This window comes from Deinococcus sp. YIM 134068, from assembly GCF_036543075.1.
Lineage (GTDB): Bacteria > Deinococcota > Deinococci > Deinococcales > Deinococcaceae > Deinococcus > Deinococcus lichenicola.
In genome coordinates, this window is the sequence record NZ_JAZHPF010000002.1 from 355,595 (window position 1) to 372,146 (window position 16,552).

The window sequence follows — 16,552 nt, forward strand, 5'->3', positions numbered from 1 at the left end:
GGCGAGGGCTGGGGTCCGCCATCCTAACCCTCCACCAACCCCATGAACTCCTCCATCCGCGCCCCGCTCAGGTCGGGCCGGATATGATGCGCGCCCGCCACCCGCACCTCATCGCCCAGCCCGACCACCCTGAAGCCGCCCGCGAGGGCCGCCCGCACGCCCGCCTCGGCGTCCTCGAACACGACGCAGCGGGCGGGATGCAGCCCCAGTCGCCCCGCCACCCACAGGAAGAGGTCGGGCGCGGGCTTGGCGTGGACGACGCTCGCCCCGTCCGCGAAGGCGTCGAACATCCCCGTGATGCCCAATCCGTCGCACACCCGCCGGGCGTTGCGGCTGGAGGAGGCCAGCCCCAGCGGCACGCCCCGCCCCCGCGCCTCGTGCAGCAGGTCGGACACGCCGGGGAGGAGGTCGCTCGGCCCGAGTCCGGCCAGTTCCTCCAGAAAATAGGCGTTCTTGCGCCGCAGGAGGTCGGCCCGCTGCTCCGGCGACTGTGCCTTCACGTCCAGCCCCAGCGCCGCCAGCCACAGGTCCAGCGCGTCCTCGCGTGAGCGGCCCCGCAGCGGCTCGTTGGCCTCACGCGTGAAGTCCCGGCCCTCCCCCCGCGCCAGCCGCACCCACGAGCGGTAGTGCAGTTCCACCGTGTCGGTCAGCACGCCGTCCAGATCGAAGATGACGCCCGTCCCCGTCACGCCCGCTCCAGCCGCGCGAGCAGCCCGGCGTGGTCGGAGGCCCGCCGCGTGCCCTCACCCTCCGCGAGCACCACATGAATGTCCCGCGCCGCCAGCCCCCGCGTCCACACGTAGTCGATGCGGATGCTCGGCTCCTGACGCTCCACGAAAGTGAAGCCGTCCTCCTGCCCGCGCAGGCCCGCCCAGGCGTCCGTCCAGCCCGCCTCCCGCAGCCGGACGAGGTGAGGGTTGTCCGGCTGCATGTTGAAGTCACCCACGAGCGCCGCCGCTCCCGAAGATGCGCTCAAGGCCCACAGCGCCTCCGTCACGTTGTCGCCCTGCTGCTCGGCCACCCAGGAGAAGTGAGCGTTGAATACGTCCAGCGGCCCGTCCGGGAGGTCGAAGCGCGCACACAGCATCACCCGCTGAGCGGTGTCCTCCAGCCCGTCTCGCAGGCTGAGTGCGAAGGGCTGCACGTCCGGCAGCGGCCCCCGCGACAGGAAGGCCAGCCCGTCCTGCCGCCCGTCCCCGTGCGTGGTGGCGGGTACGAAGACGGCCCGGTAGCCGCCCAGACTGTACGCAAGTTGCGTCGCCTGGTCGTCCGGGTGCCGCGCTGAATCGAGCGACACGGCCTGAAGCGCCACGATGTCCGGCTGTGCCTCGGCGATGGCGCGTTCGATGAGGGGGCGGCGGTCGACCCAATCCCCGTGCTTGTCGGCATAGCTCTGGATGTTGAGGGTGAGGAGGGTGGTCATGGGGGGTCTCCTGTGGGGGATTGGGAAGGACACGGGCCGAGGCTAAAATTGCTTGTGGCCCGCCTCTTGAAAATCTACGGGCAGGACCTCTTCGCTCTCTTCTTCTGCGCGTATAATCTCTGGCTTCAACCTGGAACGTTGGCGGAGCATTGGGGTGCTTGGAACTGGCCGTTCTGGAGCGCCGTCGCCTCGTTGTGTTGTAGCGTCCTCCTCGTCATCCGCACCTTCACGTCTCCCCGCAGGAGGGAGGAGCGCCGGGAACTCGCTGCCCTGCTCGATCTTCCGTCACGGGGAAGGCGCGGGGTGGGGGAAGAGGTCGTGCCGCCGAGGCCACCTCCCGTCCTCAAGCCCGCCCGCCCCCGATCACCTCCCGGAAGAAGGCAATCAGGCGGTCGGCGTGATGGTCGAAGGTGAACTCGTCACGCGTCTCCCACACATGCTCGCGCAGGTGGCTCAGGCGCTCCCGGTCCTGCAACTGCGCGCCGAGGTCGTGCATGTCCTTGAAGAGAAGCCCGAGGTTCTTCTCCCGCGCGAGCGTCTGCGTGGCGACGATGTGCCCGGAGTTGTCGCGTTGCAGCATGGGCAGTCCCGCCGCCGCGTAGGTGCCCACCCGCGCGGGGAGGTTGAGGTCGTCCCAGTTCGCCCGCCGCAGCTCGCCCCCGTTCCCCGAGCCGAAGAAGTGGAGCCAGCCCGCGTCGTAGCGCGAGAACTCCTCCACCCAGCCCGCCTGATCCACGTTGGGGTGGAGGTGGAGGAAGCGGCCCGCCAGCCCCCCCGCCCGCTCGATCCAGCCGCGCCATTGCCCGTGCATGAACTCGCCGTAGAAGTGCAGGTGAATCCTCTGCGCCGCCAGCTCCGCCACCGTCTCCGGGTGCAGGCCGATGGGGCGACCGGGGACGACGGTATGAATCTCGCCGTCCTGATCCGACAGCCGGGGCGACCGCTCCCCGCGCACGCTCTCCCGCCTCGGCAGGTCGCCGTCGAGCACGAGGTCCGGGCGGCCCGTGGAGAGGCGGGGGGCGACCTCGAAGAACCAGTCCCGCATCTCCGGGCTGGAGTAGATGCGCCCGTCCGCCCGCTCGTACAGCTCCACGAGTTCGCGCCACAGGCCCTTCTCCAGACAGATGAACGGCCCCTCCTTGAAATGCCACACGAAGGGAATGCCGGGATTCCCGCTCTGAACGTGGTGGACGAAGGACACGGCCTGCCAGTTCAGCAGCCCATAGATCACGTCCGGCCTGATCTCCCGCACTGCCGCCTGCCAGTTTTCGCGCGGCACGTCCTGCACGTGCCCGAAGGGAAGGGGACCGACCCAGTTGAACCACATGGGCCTGTCCGTCCACAGCCCATACAGGCGGTGTCCGCGCTCGGCGAGGGCCAGCACCCGCTCCGGGTTGTAGGCGAGTTCGCCCACGAGGAGGATTTTCAGGCCGTCCGGGGCAGGCGGCGTGGGCGGGCGTTCCCTGTAGGTGCGGTAGCGTTCCACCTCGTCCACGAGATGCCCGGTCGTCGCGTGGAAGCGCAGCGGCTCCCGCACCCCGTAGCGCACCCGGTAGGGGTTGATGCCACCCTCCGGCTCGCGGATGACCTTGTGCCGCTGGTGCGGATGGTCCACCCACTCGCACGTGACCTCGCCCGTCCCCACCCACTCGCCGCGCCGTCTGAAGTGGTGCCAATACATCCGCTCCAAGTCGTCGGTCGTGAGTTCGTCCCGCGTCAGCCAGCGGTCGCCCGTGCGTCGGTGCATCACTTGGACGAGTTGGAGCGAGTGACCCTCCACCTGCCCCGACGCCACCTTGTTGTAGTGGTGCCGGACCCCGGAGGAGGCGAGTGGTGCCTCCGGGTGGGCGGAGAGCGCCCCGACCAGCCCCGCGAGGTGGTCCCGGTAGTACACGTCGTCGGACGGGAGGTAGGCGACGAGCGGTGCCTGAGCGTGGTCGAGCGCGTGGTTGAGGGCCGCACCGAGACCGACGTTGCGTTCCAGACGGTGATAGGTGATGCGCGAGTCGGTGAGGTAGGGCCGGACAACCTCTGCGGTTTGATCGAGCGAGCCGTCGTCCACCACGATGAGTTCCCAGTCGGGAAGGGTCTGGGCGAGCAGGCTCTCGACCGCGCGGGGGAGAAAGCTCGCCTGCCCGTAGGTAGGCATCAGGACGGACACGCGTGGGCCGGAGGGCTGGCTCATGCGCGCGGCCCCGGCGGGGGAGGGGAGAGGGGAGGTCTTGGCATCGCGTGGCTCCTGATCAGGGATGGGCGGCCAGCTTTCAGCCGCCAGCGGAACAGGGGGAGAGGCAGCAGTTTCTTTTGCTCCTCCCCCTTGAGGGGGGAGGTTGGGAGGGGGTGAACGGGCCTGGCATTCCAAGAGAGCAACAGCTCTCTTCGTGGGGCCGTTCGCTGGGCGGCTTGACGAGGACGGCACCGCCCCGCTAGGTCATACCGTCCCACGACGACAAAGCTCAAGCTGAGCCAAAACTTGCGCCTTCCCACATGCGCGCTCCGCCCCGTTGCGGGCGTGCCACCATGCGGCCTGATGTCCCCCGTGCCCCTCGTCTCGGTGCTCATGCCGACCTTCAGGCAGGCCAATTTCCTCCCGCGCGCCGTGGAAAGCCTCCTCGCCCAGACCTTCACCGATTGGGAACTGGTCATCGTGGACGACGGCTCGCCCGACGACACGGCAGAGGTCGTCCGGCCTTTCCTATCTGACCCGCGCACCTCATACACCCGGCTGGCGCGCAATGTCGGTCTCGGTGCGGCCCTCAACCATGCCACAGCTCTCGCGCGGGGCCGCTTCCTCGCCTACCTCCCCTCGGACGACGTGTATTACCCGGAGCATCTGGAACGGTTGGTCGGCGTGGTGGAGGCCAAGCCTGACGTGGACCTCGCCTACGGGGGCGTGCGCTGGGCGTACCACCACGAGGGACCCACCCTGCGCGGCGAGGGGGCGGTCGGGCATGAGGCGGACTTCCTCGGCCTGCCGCCCGACACGCGGGCACAACCCACGAGCGGCAACGTGCTCGCGCTCGTGCAGGTCATGCACCGCCGCTCGGAACGGGTGCCCCGCTGGCCGGAGCGCACTGAGCGGGTCTCGGACACGCTGGAGGCCGACTTCTGGCGTGGGCTGCTCGCGGCGGGGGCACGCTTCGCCTATGCCGGGGCCACCACCTGCGAGTGGGTGAGCCATCCGGATCAGCGTCACCGCATCATCGCCGGGGTGCCGGGCGGACTATCGCGCTACCGGGCCTACCACGGCATCGGGCGGGGCGAATACCTGAACTTCCAGCCCAGCCGGGGAATGCGCGTGGACGAGCGGGCGCGGTACGGACGCTTCGAGCGGCCCCCGCCTCCGCCCAAGTCGGAAAGCCTTCACATCCTCCTCGTCGGCTCGCTGGGCTTCAACCCGGAGCGGGTGCTCGCGCTGGAGGAACGCGGCCACCGCCTCAGCGGCCTGTGGCTGCCGGAGCCGGAAACGTGGGACGCCACCGGCCCCTTCCCCTTCGGCCATATTGAGGACGTGCCGCTGGACGACCATTGGGCCGACCGGGTGCGCGCCCTGCGGCCCGACGTGATCTACGCGGGGCTGAACTGGCACGCCCTCCCCCTCATTGAGCGGGTCCTCGACGCGCGGCTGGGCATTCCCCTCGTCTTCCACTTCAAGGAAGGTCCCTTCATCTGCCACGAGAAGGGCCTGTGGCCCACCCTCGTCCGCCTCCTGCGGGGGAGCGACGGCCAGGTGTTCATCAGCCCCGAGAACCGCGAGTGGTTCCGCCTCGCGCTCGGCGGGCGGCTGGACGAGAGCCGGACGTACATCCTCGACGGCGACCTCCCGAAGCTCGACTGGTTCACGGACGACTGGGCACCCAAGCTCTCGCACGCGGACGGCGAGATTCACACCGTCTGCGCGGGCCGCCCGCTTGGCCTCGAACCCCTGTCCGAACTCGCCCGCCACGGCGTCCACGTCCACTTCTACGGCACGCACTTCCACGAGTGGTTCCCCAACTGGACCCGCGCGGGGCTGGAGAGCGGGTATCTCCACCTCCACCCGACCGTCGAGCCGGAGGACTGGGTGCGCGAACTCTCCCGCTACGACGCGGGCTAGGTACAGCAGTTCACCAGCCACAACGGGGGCGATCTCAGAAAAGCGCACTGGGACGACCTGAACCTCCCCGCTCGCCTCGGCACCTACGCGGCGGCGGGCCTGCCGTGGATCATGCGCGACAACCGCGCCTCCCTCGTCGCCATGCAGACCCTCGCGGTGGAGCACGACTTCGGCCTCTTCTACCGCGACTTCGAGAGCCTCGCCGCGCAACTCCGGGACCGGGCGCGGCTGGAGCAGATGACCGCCAACGCCCGTGCCGCCCGCCACCTCTTCGCCTTCGACACGCACGCGGATGACCTGGTGGCGTTCTTCAGACAGGTGATCGCGCGGAGACGGGGGGAGGTGTCGTTGTGAGGGGGTAGAGAAGGGTTTCGGCGTCTCCTCCGATGGGCAGGCGGGGCTTGCCACCCCCCACCGGCCAAAAACTCTTCCTCATCGTCCCGCCACGCAACTCGGCCTGACTTCTGAAACAGAAAGGGTGGACTGGGCCGGTGTGCTCCTCCCCATTTGAGGACCACCCCGCCCGCCGCCTAAGCTGGCCCCATGCGACTGCGCGACGTGGGGCTGCCCCCGGTCCTGTTCGGCCCCCTGCCCACCGGGCCGCTGAACGCAATTACCGACGTGATGGGGGTGAGGGTCGGGCACACCACGCTGATTTCAGGCGAGGGGCCGCTCGTGCCCGGACGTGGGCCGGTGCGGACGGGCGTTACGGTGGTCCATCCGCGCCCCGGCCTGACCCGCGAGCAGCCCTGTTTCGCCGGGGTGGTGCGTCACAACGGCAACGGCGACCTCACCGGGGCCGAGTGGCTGCGTGAGGCCGGAACCCTCGCCACGCCGCTCGCCCTGACGAACACCCACGCCCTCGGCACCGTGCGCGACGCCATGATCGCGTGGGAGGGCAGGCAGCGCACGGACGCGGGGACCTACTGGTGTATGCCGGTGGTGGGGGAGACCTTCGACGGGACGTTGAACGACATCTGGGGCGGCCACGTCCGGGAGGAACACGTCTGGGCCGCCCTGGAGACGGCGACGAACGGTCCCGTCCCCGAGGGCAACGTGGGCGGCGGCACCGGGATGATCTGCCACGGCTTCAAGGGCGGCATCGGCACGAGCAGCCGGGTGGTGGACATGGGGGAGGAGAGGTACACCGTGGGCGTCCTCGTGCAGGCCAACCACGGGCGACGGACGGACCTGCGCGTGCTAGGCCTCCCCGTGGGGCGCGTCCTGACCGAGGCCCGCGTGCCGACCCCCTGGACGGCCCTCACCCCCGGCAGCGGCTCCATCGTCGTGATCCTCGCCACCGACGCCCCGCTGCTGCCCGGCCAGTGTGAGCGCCTCGCCCGGCGCGCGGGGGTGGGCCTCTCGCGCACCGGGGGAGGGTGCGACGACAGCAGCGGCGACTTCTTCGTGTGCTTCGCCACCGGCAACGAGGGCCTGCCCGTCGCCGACTACGCCCGCCGCCAGTTCGGGACCGTGCCCCTGCGGATGGTGAGCAACGACCTCCTCAACCTCCTGTTCCACGCCGCCGCCGACGCCACCGAGGAGGCGGTTCTCAATGCCTTACTGGGTGCGCGGACCCTCACGGGCGCGGACGGTCGAACGGCCCACGCCCTGACGCCCGACCTCCTGCGAACGGCGGTTCGGGAACTGACCGTGGAATTGGGAGGGTGATTGGGAAGGACGGCGTTCTGCACGGGTTCAACCCTTTCGACCTCGAAGCCCTTTTCCCTCCAGGTGGAAAGCAAATGATCAACGGCTCCCACAGACGTTCCACCGGATGAATACGGGAAGTTGCTCGTCTCTTCTCCTGGGACGCTCTGCCCGCTCACCCCCTCCCAGCCTCCCCCCTCAAGGGGGAGGAGCTAGAAAGCCCAAGCTTTAGCTCTTTTGCTCCCTCCCTCCTTGTGGGGGAGGGTTGGGGAGGGGGGTGGCGGGCCACGCTCGCCCTTCTTTGAAACGGCAAAAACACTCCTCCTGCCCGATCCGCAACTCACATCAAGCGTTCAAGGGGGAGGGGCAAAAGAAACAGCCCCGCGTCCTCGTGTGGTCGCTTTCTAGGCGTGCTCGGCGGTCTCGGTGCTCGCCCCCACGGGCACGTCGGGCATCTCGGGGAGGTCGTAGGAGTGCGCGAGGCTTGGCATCTCCAGCGACTCGTGGCCCCGGTTGACCATCCGCCCTCCGCTGTACCGGGCGACGCTCGTCAGGGTCAGCTCCCAGTTGCGCCGCTGGGCCGCGTGGACCCCGAAGATGTAGGCGAGGCGGTCGAAGTGCGAGTTCGTCCGCAGCAGCGACTCGATCTGGAGGACCATCCGCCCCGGCTCCTCGCCCGGATAGACGCGGAAGTCCGAGGTGCCCGCGTCGGGGTGCAGCCGCAGCGTGCGCGCCCGGAAGCCCAGGGGGTCCACATGCTCGATGACCACGCGGCCCCGGCGGATGACGAGCATCCGAATCCACAGCCGGTCGCCCCGCCGCACCGGGGGCACGGGGCGGTCCAGCCCCCGGAACCACGCGAGCCACTTCGGGGCGTGGTCGGGCAGGTGGTCGCGCCAGTGCGCCGCGATCTCCTCGGGGGTGCGCGTGGCCCCCTCGACCTCCACCCAGTAGCGGCGGCGGGTGAGCGGCCCCACGCCGTCCTCCGGGGTGGACGGACGCAGCGGGTCGGACGGCCCCCTGACGACGTAGGCGGTGAGGGCGAGGGCGGGCAGCGCCAGCAGGCGCAGCGTGGTGCGGAGGGGGGAACGCGGCGGCGTGGACACGCGGGCACGATAGCGGCCTCACGGGGGCGGCGGCGCACGGGGGATTCATCCAGCCCAGAGACAGGCGGGCACGGACGGGCGGAGGTCAACGTCCGTTCATCGGGCCGAAATGGGCGCTGCCGCCCCGGCCCGTAAGCTCCGGGAAGTTTTAGCTCTCGTAACTCTGAAAGGAGAAGATATGACGGACGACGGCAGGGACCTGCCCGCCGGGGTGACGGAGGAGTACCGCGAGGTCAGCGACGACGATCTCGGGACGGTCGGCACGAATCAGACGACGATGGGCGAGGCGAGCGGTGGCATCGACGACCTGGACGACGAGCTGGACGAGGACGGCACGCCCCTGGAGGACAAGACGGGCGGGTGAGGGCCGGGCCGGGGGAAAGTAGGGTTTTGATTGCCAGCCGCCCTGAGACACAGATGTCGCGCGCATGGCTGAGGTCGAGCTTGAGGTTTCAATCCACAGCCGCCCCCGAAGACGGCTGAAACGTCGGGGGCACGGCCACTCCGGCGGCTGAACTTCTCTCCCAACGGGGAGAGTCACGCCGCCCCGCCCTCGGGGAAGCGGAGGGGTTCCACCTCGGCGGCCTCGGCGGCGGCGCGCACTTCCCGCTGCCAGAGTTGGCGCACCTCGGGCGGACCCAGCACCTGCACACGCGGCCCCCAGCCCAGCAGCCAGGGCAGCAACCCGCGCGGCAGGCCGTCCGCGTCCGCAGGCGCGTCCACCGTCGTGTCGATGGTGCCGTCGGGGTTGAGGTACGGCTCGCTCAGCCCGATGTGCCCCGCCAGCAGGATGCGGCGGGCGGCATCATGCCGGAAACGCAGGTGAACCGTCCTCGCCGAACCGTCCCCCCCACCTCCCCGCACCGGGCGCAGGAAGCCGCCGGGATCGAAGGTGCCCGGCCCGGTCCCCGCGCGACCACCCTCGCCGTCCACTCCGGTGGAGAGCCGGGAGGGCCGATGACCGCCGAACTCCCACCGCTGTCGAGCAGTCTGCGGCCCAGTGTCTTCCTGAGAAGAGAGAAGCTCGGCTCTGTGAGGCTGTGCGTGTGACATGTCTCTACTGTTTCAGGGGCCTGTCGCGCCACTGTCTCGCACCGCTGAGAACCGCACACGCGTGATGGTTTTATGAGCCGGGTATGATCAACCTCAAGGTCGTGAAATCGCGGGGAGTCCTCGTAACAGAGACGGACACAAGCTGGCAGAGCGAGGGCAGGGGGCGCGCAAGCTCAGGCCGGACTTATGTGCTGCGCGGAAAAAAGACAGACTGCGTTGTCACCTGCCTTCGGGTGGGCGGAGGCTTGAACCTGATGGATGCCGAGGACGCCGCCGACCTGATCGAGTCGCAGTCTGTCAGGCCAGAGCGGAGCGAGTCACGGTGACAGAGAGCGGCCTTGTGTGGAGTTGATGGAGTGCCTTTCTCCCACCGACGAAACGGGGGACCACGATCAGAGAGACCGGCGTGGACGTGTGCGAGCTTGCCACGCCCGCCCCCCGACACGACGACGGCAAGGTGGAGGTGGGCGGCTCGCTGCTCGGGCTGCCCACCTTCCCACCACTCCTGTTCGGGCTTCAACCGGGCGTTCGGTCGATTTCCCCCATCATTCGACTGTTTGGGAGGCGAACGACCGCATCGTCTAGTACCGATCTCCCAGCACCGTGATCCCCGACATGGCCTCGTCGATGTCGCGCAGGTCATCCCCGGTGAGCGAGATGTCCACCGCACCGTTGTTCTCGTCCAGCCGTTCGAGCTTCCGACTGCCCGGAATGGGCACGATCCACGGCTTCCGGGCCAGCAGCCACGCGAGGGCGATCTGGGCGGGTGTTGCGCTCTTCTCCCTCCCGATCCGGGCCAGCAGATCAACGACGCCCTGGTTGGCCTGAATCGCCTCCGGCGTGAAACGAGGGTTGCGGCTGCGGATGTCCGACGCGTCGAAGGTCGTGTTCTGGTCGATGGTGCCCGTCAGGTAGCCCCGTCCCAGCGGGCTGTAGGGCACGAAGCCGATGCCGAGGTTCTCGCAGGCCGCCAGCACGCCGTTCTCCTCCGGCGCACGCCACCAGATCGAATACTCGCTCTGAATGGCCGCCACAGGCTGGACGGCGTGGGCGCGGCGGATGGTGTCCGCGTCCGACTCCGAAAGGCCGAAGTGTCTGACCTTGCCCTCCCGGATCAGGTCCCCCACCGTGCCCGCCACGTCCTCGATAGGAACCTGGGGGTCTGGGCGGTGTTGGTAGAAGAGGTCGAGGGCGTCCACCCGCAGGCGCTTCAGGGACTCCTCCGCCACCTGCCGGATGCGTTCGGGGCGGCTGTTCGTGCCGTTCTGCGGGGAGGGTCTGCCGTCAGGGCCGGGGTCGAAGCCGAACTTGGTGGCGATGACGACCTGCCCCCGGTAGGGAGAGAGCGCCTCGCCGACCAGCTCCTCGTTGGTGAAGGGGCCGTAGACCTCCGCCGTGTCGAAGAAGGTGACGCCGCGCTCCACGGCCTGATGCAGGAAAGTGATCATCTCCTGCCCCTCCGTCGGGCGGTCGCCGTAGCTCATCCGCATACAACCCAGGCCCATGGCCGAGACCTCCAGGCCACTGTTGCCAAGCAAACGCTGCTGCATATCGCTCCTTCGTTGTTCCGGTGCAGGTCCGTCGGCCTGATGACGGGCGAGGTCCAGAGCCGCCCGTCGTCACGCCAGCAACGCAGGGAGATCAGCGCGGCTGATTGCCGGCCCGCGTATTGCGGCCAATCCAGGTCAGGATCAGGTCGGCGATCTGGAGGTTGTTCCTGTCCATCATGATCATATGGCTGTTGCCCCGGATGCCCAGCGTCGGCGGGTGCAGCATCTCCGCCACGCCGCCCGCCGCCCGGACCCGCGCGAGAAAAGCGTTGCAGTCGTTGAACTGGTTCTGCCAGTTGACCACCGTTCCCGTCACCGCGTCGAGATGGTCGCCGAACACGGCCAGGATCGGAATCTTCGCCAGCGCCGCGATCTGCGTGTCCGTGAACTGGGTGGACCGGCACCCACCCGGCTCCAGCAGGACCATTGCCCGGATTCCCGTCGGATCGGCCAGCGCCGCGTCCAGTGGGAGGGTGCCGGATTGCGAGTGTCCCATCAGCACGGCACCGTTCAGTTGCGTCGCCAGCCTCGCCGTGGCCGCGATGTTGGGATTCGGGCTGGGCAGCACGTAGTTCAGGTCGGGGATGGCCTGCCGTGACAGCTCACCCACGGCCTCGACCGGGAACTGCTCGTCGGGGAAGGCCGTGCCGAAGGTGGGACCGAAGCGGAACTGCGTCCACACCAGCTCGTCCCCGAAGCGCCAGAAGTTGGGCAGGGCACTCACCGGCTTCACCCCGGCGCGGACATCGTTGTAGGTGGAGATGTCGAAGCCCGAGCGCCCGCGTGAGACCTGATCGGGAACATAGGTGGGATGACCTCTGCGGACGAAGTATTCGAACCAACCCATGCGGCCATCGGGGGTGGTGTCGTAGGACTTGCCGCTGAGGGTGGCCCCGTGAATCATGACGACGGGTGCGCCGCGTTGGAGCATCGGCACCATGTACTCCACGTACATCTGGTTGACGGTCACGCGGGTTCCGGCGGGCGGGGGCTGGGGCGTGAAGTACGAGAGCTGGGTGGGCGTCTGCGTCACGTTCTCCCCACCGACGAGAAAGCTCCCGCGACTCCGCAGGATCAGCGGCGAGGAGGGGGCCTGCACCGCGCCGAGTTCCTGACCGGAGGCGGTCGGGGAGGACGTGAGGGCGGCGAGGGACAGGGCGGCGGTCAGGACGGACGCGGCGGGTCGTATGGGGGTGGTCATGAGTCTTCTCCTTGAAAGTCGCGTGGCTGGTGTGGAGACCGGGCGGGACGCTTCTGCCTGCTTCAGTTCGAGGCCTGCTCCCTGATCTTCTCCAGGGCGTCGTTGAACCCGACGGGCGTTCCGCTGGACCCGGCGAGGCGGCCTACTCTCACCTCACCGACGGGTCTCCCCACCACGACCCTGGGCACGGCGGCGGCGAAGCGGCGTTGATAGTCGAGGGAGGTCGGGTCGGTCGCGTGCGTCCTGACGCTGGCCCTGGTGATCACGCCCCGCGCCAGCGTGACCGTCACGGTGATGGAGGAGGGGAGAGAGCCATACCAGCCCCGCGCCGTGTACGTGCCGTCGGCGTAGCGGGCAGTCTGCCTCAACGCCAGTCTCGTGTCGGACGGACTTGAGGGAGGTTGCGCCGCAATCACTCCGGTCCAGCCTCCCGCCACCACGAGCGCGGCGGAGAGGACGGCGGTCGCCCTGAGCCTCTTTCTTTGGGTCGTCATCGTTGCTTCCTGCCATGTCTTCACGTGAACACCTCGCCGTCGAAGTTTTCGGAGACCTCGGCCCGACCATCCCAGAACAGCCGCACGCACGAGAAGTCGAAGTGTTCCGCCAGACGGTCCGCCCCGGTGAAGAAGAGTGCGGTCGCCAGTCCGTCGGCGGTCGCGGCCTCGTCGGCCACTACCCACGTCGCCACCACGTCCCGCACCGGGAGGCCTGTCCGGGCGTCGAGGACGTGGTGCAGCCCGTCGCCCCAGGCCCGCCGGTTGACCGCCGAGGCGCACAGGGCGCGGCCCCGCAGGTTCGCCACGCCGATCACCATCCCAGGGTCGAACGGGTGCTCCAGCCCGACCGGGAGGACGGACGCCCCCGCATGACGCAGGTCCCCGCTGCCATCCACCACGAACTCGGTGAATCCCGCTTCGTGCAGAGTCTTGGCGAGCAGGTCCACGAGGTAGCCCTTTCCCGCCGCCCCAATATCGATCACGAGGGGACGCCGCGTGATCACCGACGAACCGTCCCGGAGAACGTCCTGCGACCAGTTCGCTCTCCCCCGAGCGTGTGCCTCAGCCTGAGCACGGTCAGGGGCGGGAGTGAGCGAGTACGTCCGGTCGTACCCGAGCAGTTCGAGGTCACGGCCCACGAGGGGGTCCACGGCCCCTCCGGTCACGGCATGAAGCCGGTCGTAGAGGCCGAATAAGGCGGGGGCATCGTCGGGGAAGTCGAAACGCCCACCCTCCGGGGCGGTGGCAATCCGGGACACCAGGGAGTCCGGGCGGAACCGCGAGTAGGTGGCGTCGAAGTGCCGGGTTCGCTCCACTATGCGCTCCTGCACCTGCCGGTCCAGCGGCCCCGGAGTCTCGATTTCCCAGCGGGTGCCGGTGGCCTCGAACGTGAAGCTGGACATGGGTCGGGGGTACTCATGCACGCGGAACCTTCCGGCCCGCTCCGTTCAGGTCACATGTCCGCGTCATGTTCTCCCGGTTTGCCCCCCTCACCGCCTCGGCGGTGCCTCCACGCCCGAGAGAACCAGCACCCCGTCCGGTAGACGCTGCCCCCGGACCTCGATGGCCCGGACCGCCGCATTCAGCTCGGCGAGTTCGCCCGGCGTGAAGCGCACGCCCGCCGCGCCGGTGTTCTCGACCATGTGCGCCATCACCGTCGTTCCCGGAATGGGCACGATCCAGGGTTTTTGCGCCATCAGCCACGCGAGCGCGATCTGGGCGGGAGTGGCCCGCTTCCGTTCGGCCCAGCGCCTGAGCAGCGCGACGAGTTGCAGGTTGTGGGGCAGGTTCTCCGGCGAGAAGCGCGACGAGACGGCGCGAAGGTCGGCGGGCGCGAAGCGCGTGTTCGCGTCGATCCAGCCCGTCAGGAACTGCTGACCGAGCGGACTCCACGGGACGAAGCCGATGCCAAGCGCCTCACACGCCGGGATCACGTCCCGCTCGGGTCCACGCCAGAACATCGAGTATTCGTTCTGGACGGCGGCGAGCGGCAGCGCGGCGTGCGCCCGGCGCAGCGTGCCCAGCCCCATCTCCGAGAGGCCCCAGTGCCGCACCATGCCCCGGTCCATCAACTCCTTGACCGCTCCGGCCACGTCCTCGATGGGCACCTGGGGATCGACCCGGTGCTGGTAGAGCAGGTCGATGCGGTCGGTGCGGAGGCGCTGAAGGGACCCCTCGACGGCGCGCCTGATGTGCTCGGGGCGGCTGTTGAGTCCCATGCGCCGCTCCCCGGTCTCCGGGTCGATGTTCCAGCCGAACTTCGACGTGATGACGACCTCATCGCGGAAGGGTGCCATCGCCTCGCCGAGGATGCGCTCGCACTCGAACGGGCCATACGCCTCCGCCGTATCGAAGAACCGAACGCCACGGTCGTAGGCCCCACGGATGAGGCTGATCATCTCCGGGCGGTTCGGCGTCGTCGTGTCGTACTTGCGGCTCATGTTCTGGACGCCGAGTCCGACACTGGAGACCTCCAGCGCGCCCAGCCTCCGGCGTCCGATAGCGGCGGCGGCTGGCCTGGTCGAACCTGTGCCCTGCGCTCTGGTCGCCCCGAAGCCTCCCAGCATGGACGCGGCGGCGAGGCCCCCCACCGACGCCAGGAAGGAGCGCCGTCCGATTCTCTCTTTACGTTCTGCTGCCATATCTGCACGTCCTTGTCATTGGATTCTTGGGAGCTTCAAACAGAGCAGCCCAATTTCCGCCACAGAGAACTAACTCAGGGTCCTGGTGAACGAGAGCGAGGCCAACTTCCAGGTATCTCCCTGCCGCACATACACTTCCGTCACCACGAAGGGATTGACGACCTCATTGCCACCGACGACGGCGACCAGACGAATCGTGTTCAGGAGGATGGCCGTCGTGCCGATGAGCCGCACCGACGTTTTCCGAACCTCCACGTCCCTGTATTGAATGTCTCCACTTCTGATGACATCGAGTTCCTGACTTCTGGACAGGGTTGCGCCCATGTGGACAAAGACGGCCTCCTCATGGAAGAGAGCGGCGAGGGAATCCACGTCGCGCTCCGACATCCAGCGCCACTTCTCCCCGGAGAGCCGAACGACTTCTTCTTTCATGGCCTGCGCGCCGCCGGGCGACGGGCCTCTGTCGGAAGCGGCATCTCTCCGTCGTTCTTCGGGGTGACGGATGGCCGGGCTGACCTCCGTGTTGCGTTCTGGTTGTTCTGCATGGGGTTCTCCTCCACAACCTTCGGCGGCGCGTCAGCTCGGGAGGAGCACGGCCCGCAGCCGCCACGACGCGGGCGCTCAGCGGTTCGTCAGCTCCAGCACGCCCTCGGGGAGGCGGGCACCCTGCACCGTGATCTTCGAGGCCGCCTCCTCGATCTCGCGCAGGTCGTCCGGGGTGAGTTGCACGTCCGCCGCCCCCAGGTTCTCTTCCAGGCGCTCCACCTTCTTCGTTCCCGGAATGGGCACGATCCAGGGCTTCTGCGCCAGCAGCCACGCGAGCGCGACCTGGGCCGGAGTTGCCCCCTTCTCGCCCGCGATGCGGGTCAGGAGGTCCACCACGCCCCCATTCGCCTCGCGGGCCTCCGGCGTGAAGCGCGGGGAGACGGCGCGGAAGTCGGTGGGGTCGAGCTTCGTCTGGGCGTCGATCTTGCCCGTGAGGAAGCCCGCCCCAAGCGGGCTGAAGGGCACGAAGCCGATGCCGAGTTCCTCGCAGGCGGCCAGGACGCCGTTGTGCTCCACGTCCCGCGTCCACAGCGAGTATTCGCTCTGCACGGCGGCGACCGGCTGGACCGCGTGCGCCCGCCGGATCGTCTGCGCGCTCGCCTCGGACAGCCCGAAGTGCTTGACTTTGCCCTCCTGAATCAGCGCCTTCACCGTGCCCGCCACGTCCTCGATGGGCACGTTGGGATCGACACGGTGCTGGTAGAGCAGGTCGATGGTGTCGGTCTTCAGGCGGGTGAGCATCGCGTCCACGACCTGCCGGATGTGCTCGGGGCGGCTGTCCAGCCCGTAGCGGCTGCCGTCCGCGTTGATGCCGAAGCCGAACTTGGTGGCGATCACCACCCGGTCGCGGTACGGGGCCAGCGCCTCGCCGACCAGTTCCTCGTTCGTGAAGGGACCGTACGCCTCGGCGGTATCGAACAGGGTCACGCCCCGCTCGACGGCGGCATGGAGGACACGGGTGGCGTCCTGGCGGCTGGCCCCCGAGCCGTAGACGGCATCCAGGCCCATCGTGCCGTAGCCGAGGGCGGAGACCTCCAGACCACTGGTTCCAAGTTCACGTTGCTGCATGTTCCCTCCCCGGCAGGGACCCTCATCCTCTGCCTGCTCCTCTGCGGAGTGAGGTCAGTTTCCATCTCCGCCCGGACGAAAGGCTGCCTGTTCCTGCAAACTTGTCACCCGATCCTCCATACCTCCCCCCGAAGCATTCGCAGGAATAGGCGACAACTCTGAAGGATCGGGCAGGTCTCAGGGGCGGCGAGTGGGTACGATCTTCTGAGGAGACTTTCGGC

At 68.7% G+C, this 16,552-nt stretch carries 16 protein-coding genes; 4 read left to right on the plus strand and 12 right to left on the minus strand.

Annotated elements, in window-relative coordinates; all coding sequences use genetic code 11:
- Positions 1-23: 23 nt before the first annotated feature.
- The 3 genes from V3W47_RS04030 to V3W47_RS04040 form a co-directional block, all read right to left on the minus strand.
- Positions 24-689 carry a beta-phosphoglucomutase family hydrolase gene (locus V3W47_RS04030; protein ID WP_331823888.1) on the minus strand — a complete coding sequence of 222 codons (666 nt, stop codon included), beginning with the start codon at positions 687-689 and terminating at the stop codon, positions 24-26.
- Complete coding sequence (locus tag V3W47_RS04035) at positions 686-1,423, minus strand: endonuclease/exonuclease/phosphatase family protein (protein ID WP_331823889.1); 738 nt, start codon at positions 1,421-1,423, stop codon at positions 686-688. Before V3W47_RS04035 ends, V3W47_RS04030 begins: the two co-directional genes overlap by 4 nt.
- Before the next feature lie 343 nt (positions 1,424-1,766).
- Positions 1,767-3,608, minus strand: coding sequence for a glycosyltransferase (locus tag V3W47_RS04040; protein ID WP_331823890.1), 1,842 nt, complete (start codon positions 3,606-3,608; stop codon positions 1,767-1,769).
- A 345-nt stretch (positions 3,609-3,953) separates the two neighbouring features.
- Between V3W47_RS04040 and V3W47_RS04045 the strand changes: the two genes are divergently transcribed.
- The 3 genes from V3W47_RS04045 to V3W47_RS04055 all read left to right on the plus strand — a co-directional run bounded on the left by V3W47_RS04045 (position 3,954) and on the right by V3W47_RS04055 (position 7,190).
- Positions 3,954-5,519, plus strand: coding sequence for a glycosyltransferase (locus V3W47_RS04045; protein WP_331823891.1), 1,566 nt, complete (start codon positions 3,954-3,956; stop codon positions 5,517-5,519).
- A gap of 111 nt (positions 5,520-5,630) precedes the next feature.
- The gene (locus V3W47_RS04050; RefSeq protein WP_331823892.1) at positions 5,631-5,873 is read left to right on the plus strand and encodes a hypothetical protein; all 243 of its coding nucleotides are present in this window, start codon (positions 5,631-5,633) and stop codon (positions 5,871-5,873) included.
- Positions 5,874-6,062: 189 nt separating this feature from the next.
- On the plus strand, positions 6,063-7,190 hold the full coding sequence (locus V3W47_RS04055; RefSeq protein ID WP_331823893.1) for a DmpA family aminopeptidase: 1,128 nt from the start codon (positions 6,063-6,065) through the stop codon (positions 7,188-7,190).
- Positions 7,191-7,573: 383 nt separating this feature from the next.
- On the opposite strand, the gene V3W47_RS04060 is transcribed toward V3W47_RS04055, so the two are convergent.
- Positions 7,574-8,275 carry a DUF1990 family protein gene (locus V3W47_RS04060; protein WP_331823894.1) on the minus strand — a complete coding sequence of 234 codons (702 nt, stop codon included), beginning with the start codon at positions 8,273-8,275 and terminating at the stop codon, positions 7,574-7,576.
- Positions 8,276-8,453: 178 nt separating this feature from the next.
- On the opposite strand from V3W47_RS04060, the gene V3W47_RS04065 reads away from it, so the two are divergent.
- Positions 8,454-8,639, plus strand: coding sequence for a hypothetical protein (locus V3W47_RS04065; RefSeq protein ID WP_331823895.1), 186 nt, complete (start codon positions 8,454-8,456; stop codon positions 8,637-8,639).
- A 173-nt stretch (positions 8,640-8,812) separates the two neighbouring features.
- Here the strand turns inward: V3W47_RS04065 and V3W47_RS04070 are convergent, their stop codons facing one another.
- The 8 genes from V3W47_RS04070 to V3W47_RS04105 all read right to left on the minus strand — a co-directional run bounded on the left by V3W47_RS04070 (position 8,813) and on the right by V3W47_RS04105 (position 16,331).
- Positions 8,813-9,208 carry a WCX domain-containing protein gene (locus tag V3W47_RS04070; protein WP_331823896.1) on the minus strand — a complete coding sequence of 132 codons (396 nt, stop codon included), beginning with the start codon at positions 9,206-9,208 and terminating at the stop codon, positions 8,813-8,815.
- Between the two features lie 701 nt (positions 9,209-9,909).
- The gene (locus V3W47_RS04075; protein WP_331823897.1) at positions 9,910-10,833 is read right to left on the minus strand and encodes an aldo/keto reductase; all 924 of its coding nucleotides are present in this window, start codon (positions 10,831-10,833) and stop codon (positions 9,910-9,912) included.
- 136 nt (positions 10,834-10,969) lie between these two features.
- A complete protein-coding gene (locus V3W47_RS04080; RefSeq protein ID WP_331823898.1) occupies positions 10,970-12,079 on the minus strand; it encodes an alpha/beta hydrolase family protein in 1,110 nt (369 codons plus the stop codon).
- Between the two features lie 62 nt (positions 12,080-12,141).
- Complete coding sequence (locus V3W47_RS04085; RefSeq protein WP_331823899.1) at positions 12,142-12,573, minus strand: hypothetical protein; 432 nt, start codon at positions 12,571-12,573, stop codon at positions 12,142-12,144.
- A gap of 20 nt (positions 12,574-12,593) precedes the next feature.
- Complete coding sequence (locus V3W47_RS04090; protein WP_331823900.1) at positions 12,594-13,478, minus strand: FAD:protein FMN transferase; 885 nt, start codon at positions 13,476-13,478, stop codon at positions 12,594-12,596.
- 87 nt (positions 13,479-13,565) lie between these two features.
- Positions 13,566-14,717 (minus strand): aldo/keto reductase, encoded by a 1,152-nt coding sequence (locus V3W47_RS04095; protein WP_331823901.1) that lies wholly within the window; start codon positions 14,715-14,717, stop codon positions 13,566-13,568.
- A 69-nt stretch (positions 14,718-14,786) separates the two neighbouring features.
- Positions 14,787-15,149 carry a nuclear transport factor 2 family protein gene (locus tag V3W47_RS04100; RefSeq protein WP_331823902.1) on the minus strand — a complete coding sequence of 121 codons (363 nt, stop codon included), beginning with the start codon at positions 15,147-15,149 and terminating at the stop codon, positions 14,787-14,789.
- A gap of 189 nt (positions 15,150-15,338) precedes the next feature.
- Positions 15,339-16,331, minus strand: a complete 993-nt coding sequence (locus V3W47_RS04105; protein WP_331823903.1) for an aldo/keto reductase — start codon at positions 16,329-16,331, stop codon at positions 15,339-15,341.
- Between the last annotated feature and the right edge of the window lie 221 nt (positions 16,332-16,552).

Excerpts from the sequence above, each read along its gene's own strand:
- V3W47_RS04035 (WP_331823889.1), bottom strand. The coding sequence starts at position 1,423 with ATGACCACCCTCCTCACCCTCAACATCCAGAGCTATGCCGACAAGCAC.
- V3W47_RS04040 (WP_331823890.1), bottom strand. The coding sequence starts at position 3,608 with ATGAGCCAGCCCTCCGGCCCACGCGTGTCCGTCCTGATGCCTACCTAC.
- V3W47_RS04045 (WP_331823891.1), top strand. The coding sequence starts at position 3,954 with ATGTCCCCCGTGCCCCTCGTCTCGGTGCTCATGCCGACCTTCAGGCAG.
- V3W47_RS04050 (WP_331823892.1), top strand. The coding sequence starts at position 5,631 with ATGCGCGACAACCGCGCCTCCCTCGTCGCCATGCAGACCCTCGCGGTG.
- V3W47_RS04055 (WP_331823893.1), top strand. The coding sequence starts at position 6,063 with ATGCGACTGCGCGACGTGGGGCTGCCCCCGGTCCTGTTCGGCCCCCTG.
- V3W47_RS04065 (WP_331823895.1), top strand. The coding sequence starts at position 8,454 with ATGACGGACGACGGCAGGGACCTGCCCGCCGGGGTGACGGAGGAGTAC.
- V3W47_RS04075 (WP_331823897.1), bottom strand. The coding sequence starts at position 10,833 with ATGGGCCTGGGTTGTATGCGGATGAGCTACGGCGACCGCCCGACGGAG.
- V3W47_RS04080 (WP_331823898.1), bottom strand. The coding sequence starts at position 12,079 with ATGACCACCCCCATACGACCCGCCGCGTCCGTCCTGACCGCCGCCCTG.
- V3W47_RS04085 (WP_331823899.1), bottom strand. The coding sequence starts at position 12,573 with ATGACGACCCAAAGAAAGAGGCTCAGGGCGACCGCCGTCCTCTCCGCC.
- V3W47_RS04090 (WP_331823900.1), bottom strand. The coding sequence starts at position 13,478 with ATGTCCAGCTTCACGTTCGAGGCCACCGGCACCCGCTGGGAAATCGAG.
- V3W47_RS04095 (WP_331823901.1), bottom strand. The coding sequence starts at position 14,717 with ATGGCAGCAGAACGTAAAGAGAGAATCGGACGGCGCTCCTTCCTGGCG.
- V3W47_RS04100 (WP_331823902.1), bottom strand. The coding sequence starts at position 15,149 with ATGAAAGAAGAAGTCGTTCGGCTCTCCGGGGAGAAGTGGCGCTGGATG.
- V3W47_RS04105 (WP_331823903.1), bottom strand. The coding sequence starts at position 16,331 with ATGCAGCAACGTGAACTTGGAACCAGTGGTCTGGAGGTCTCCGCCCTC.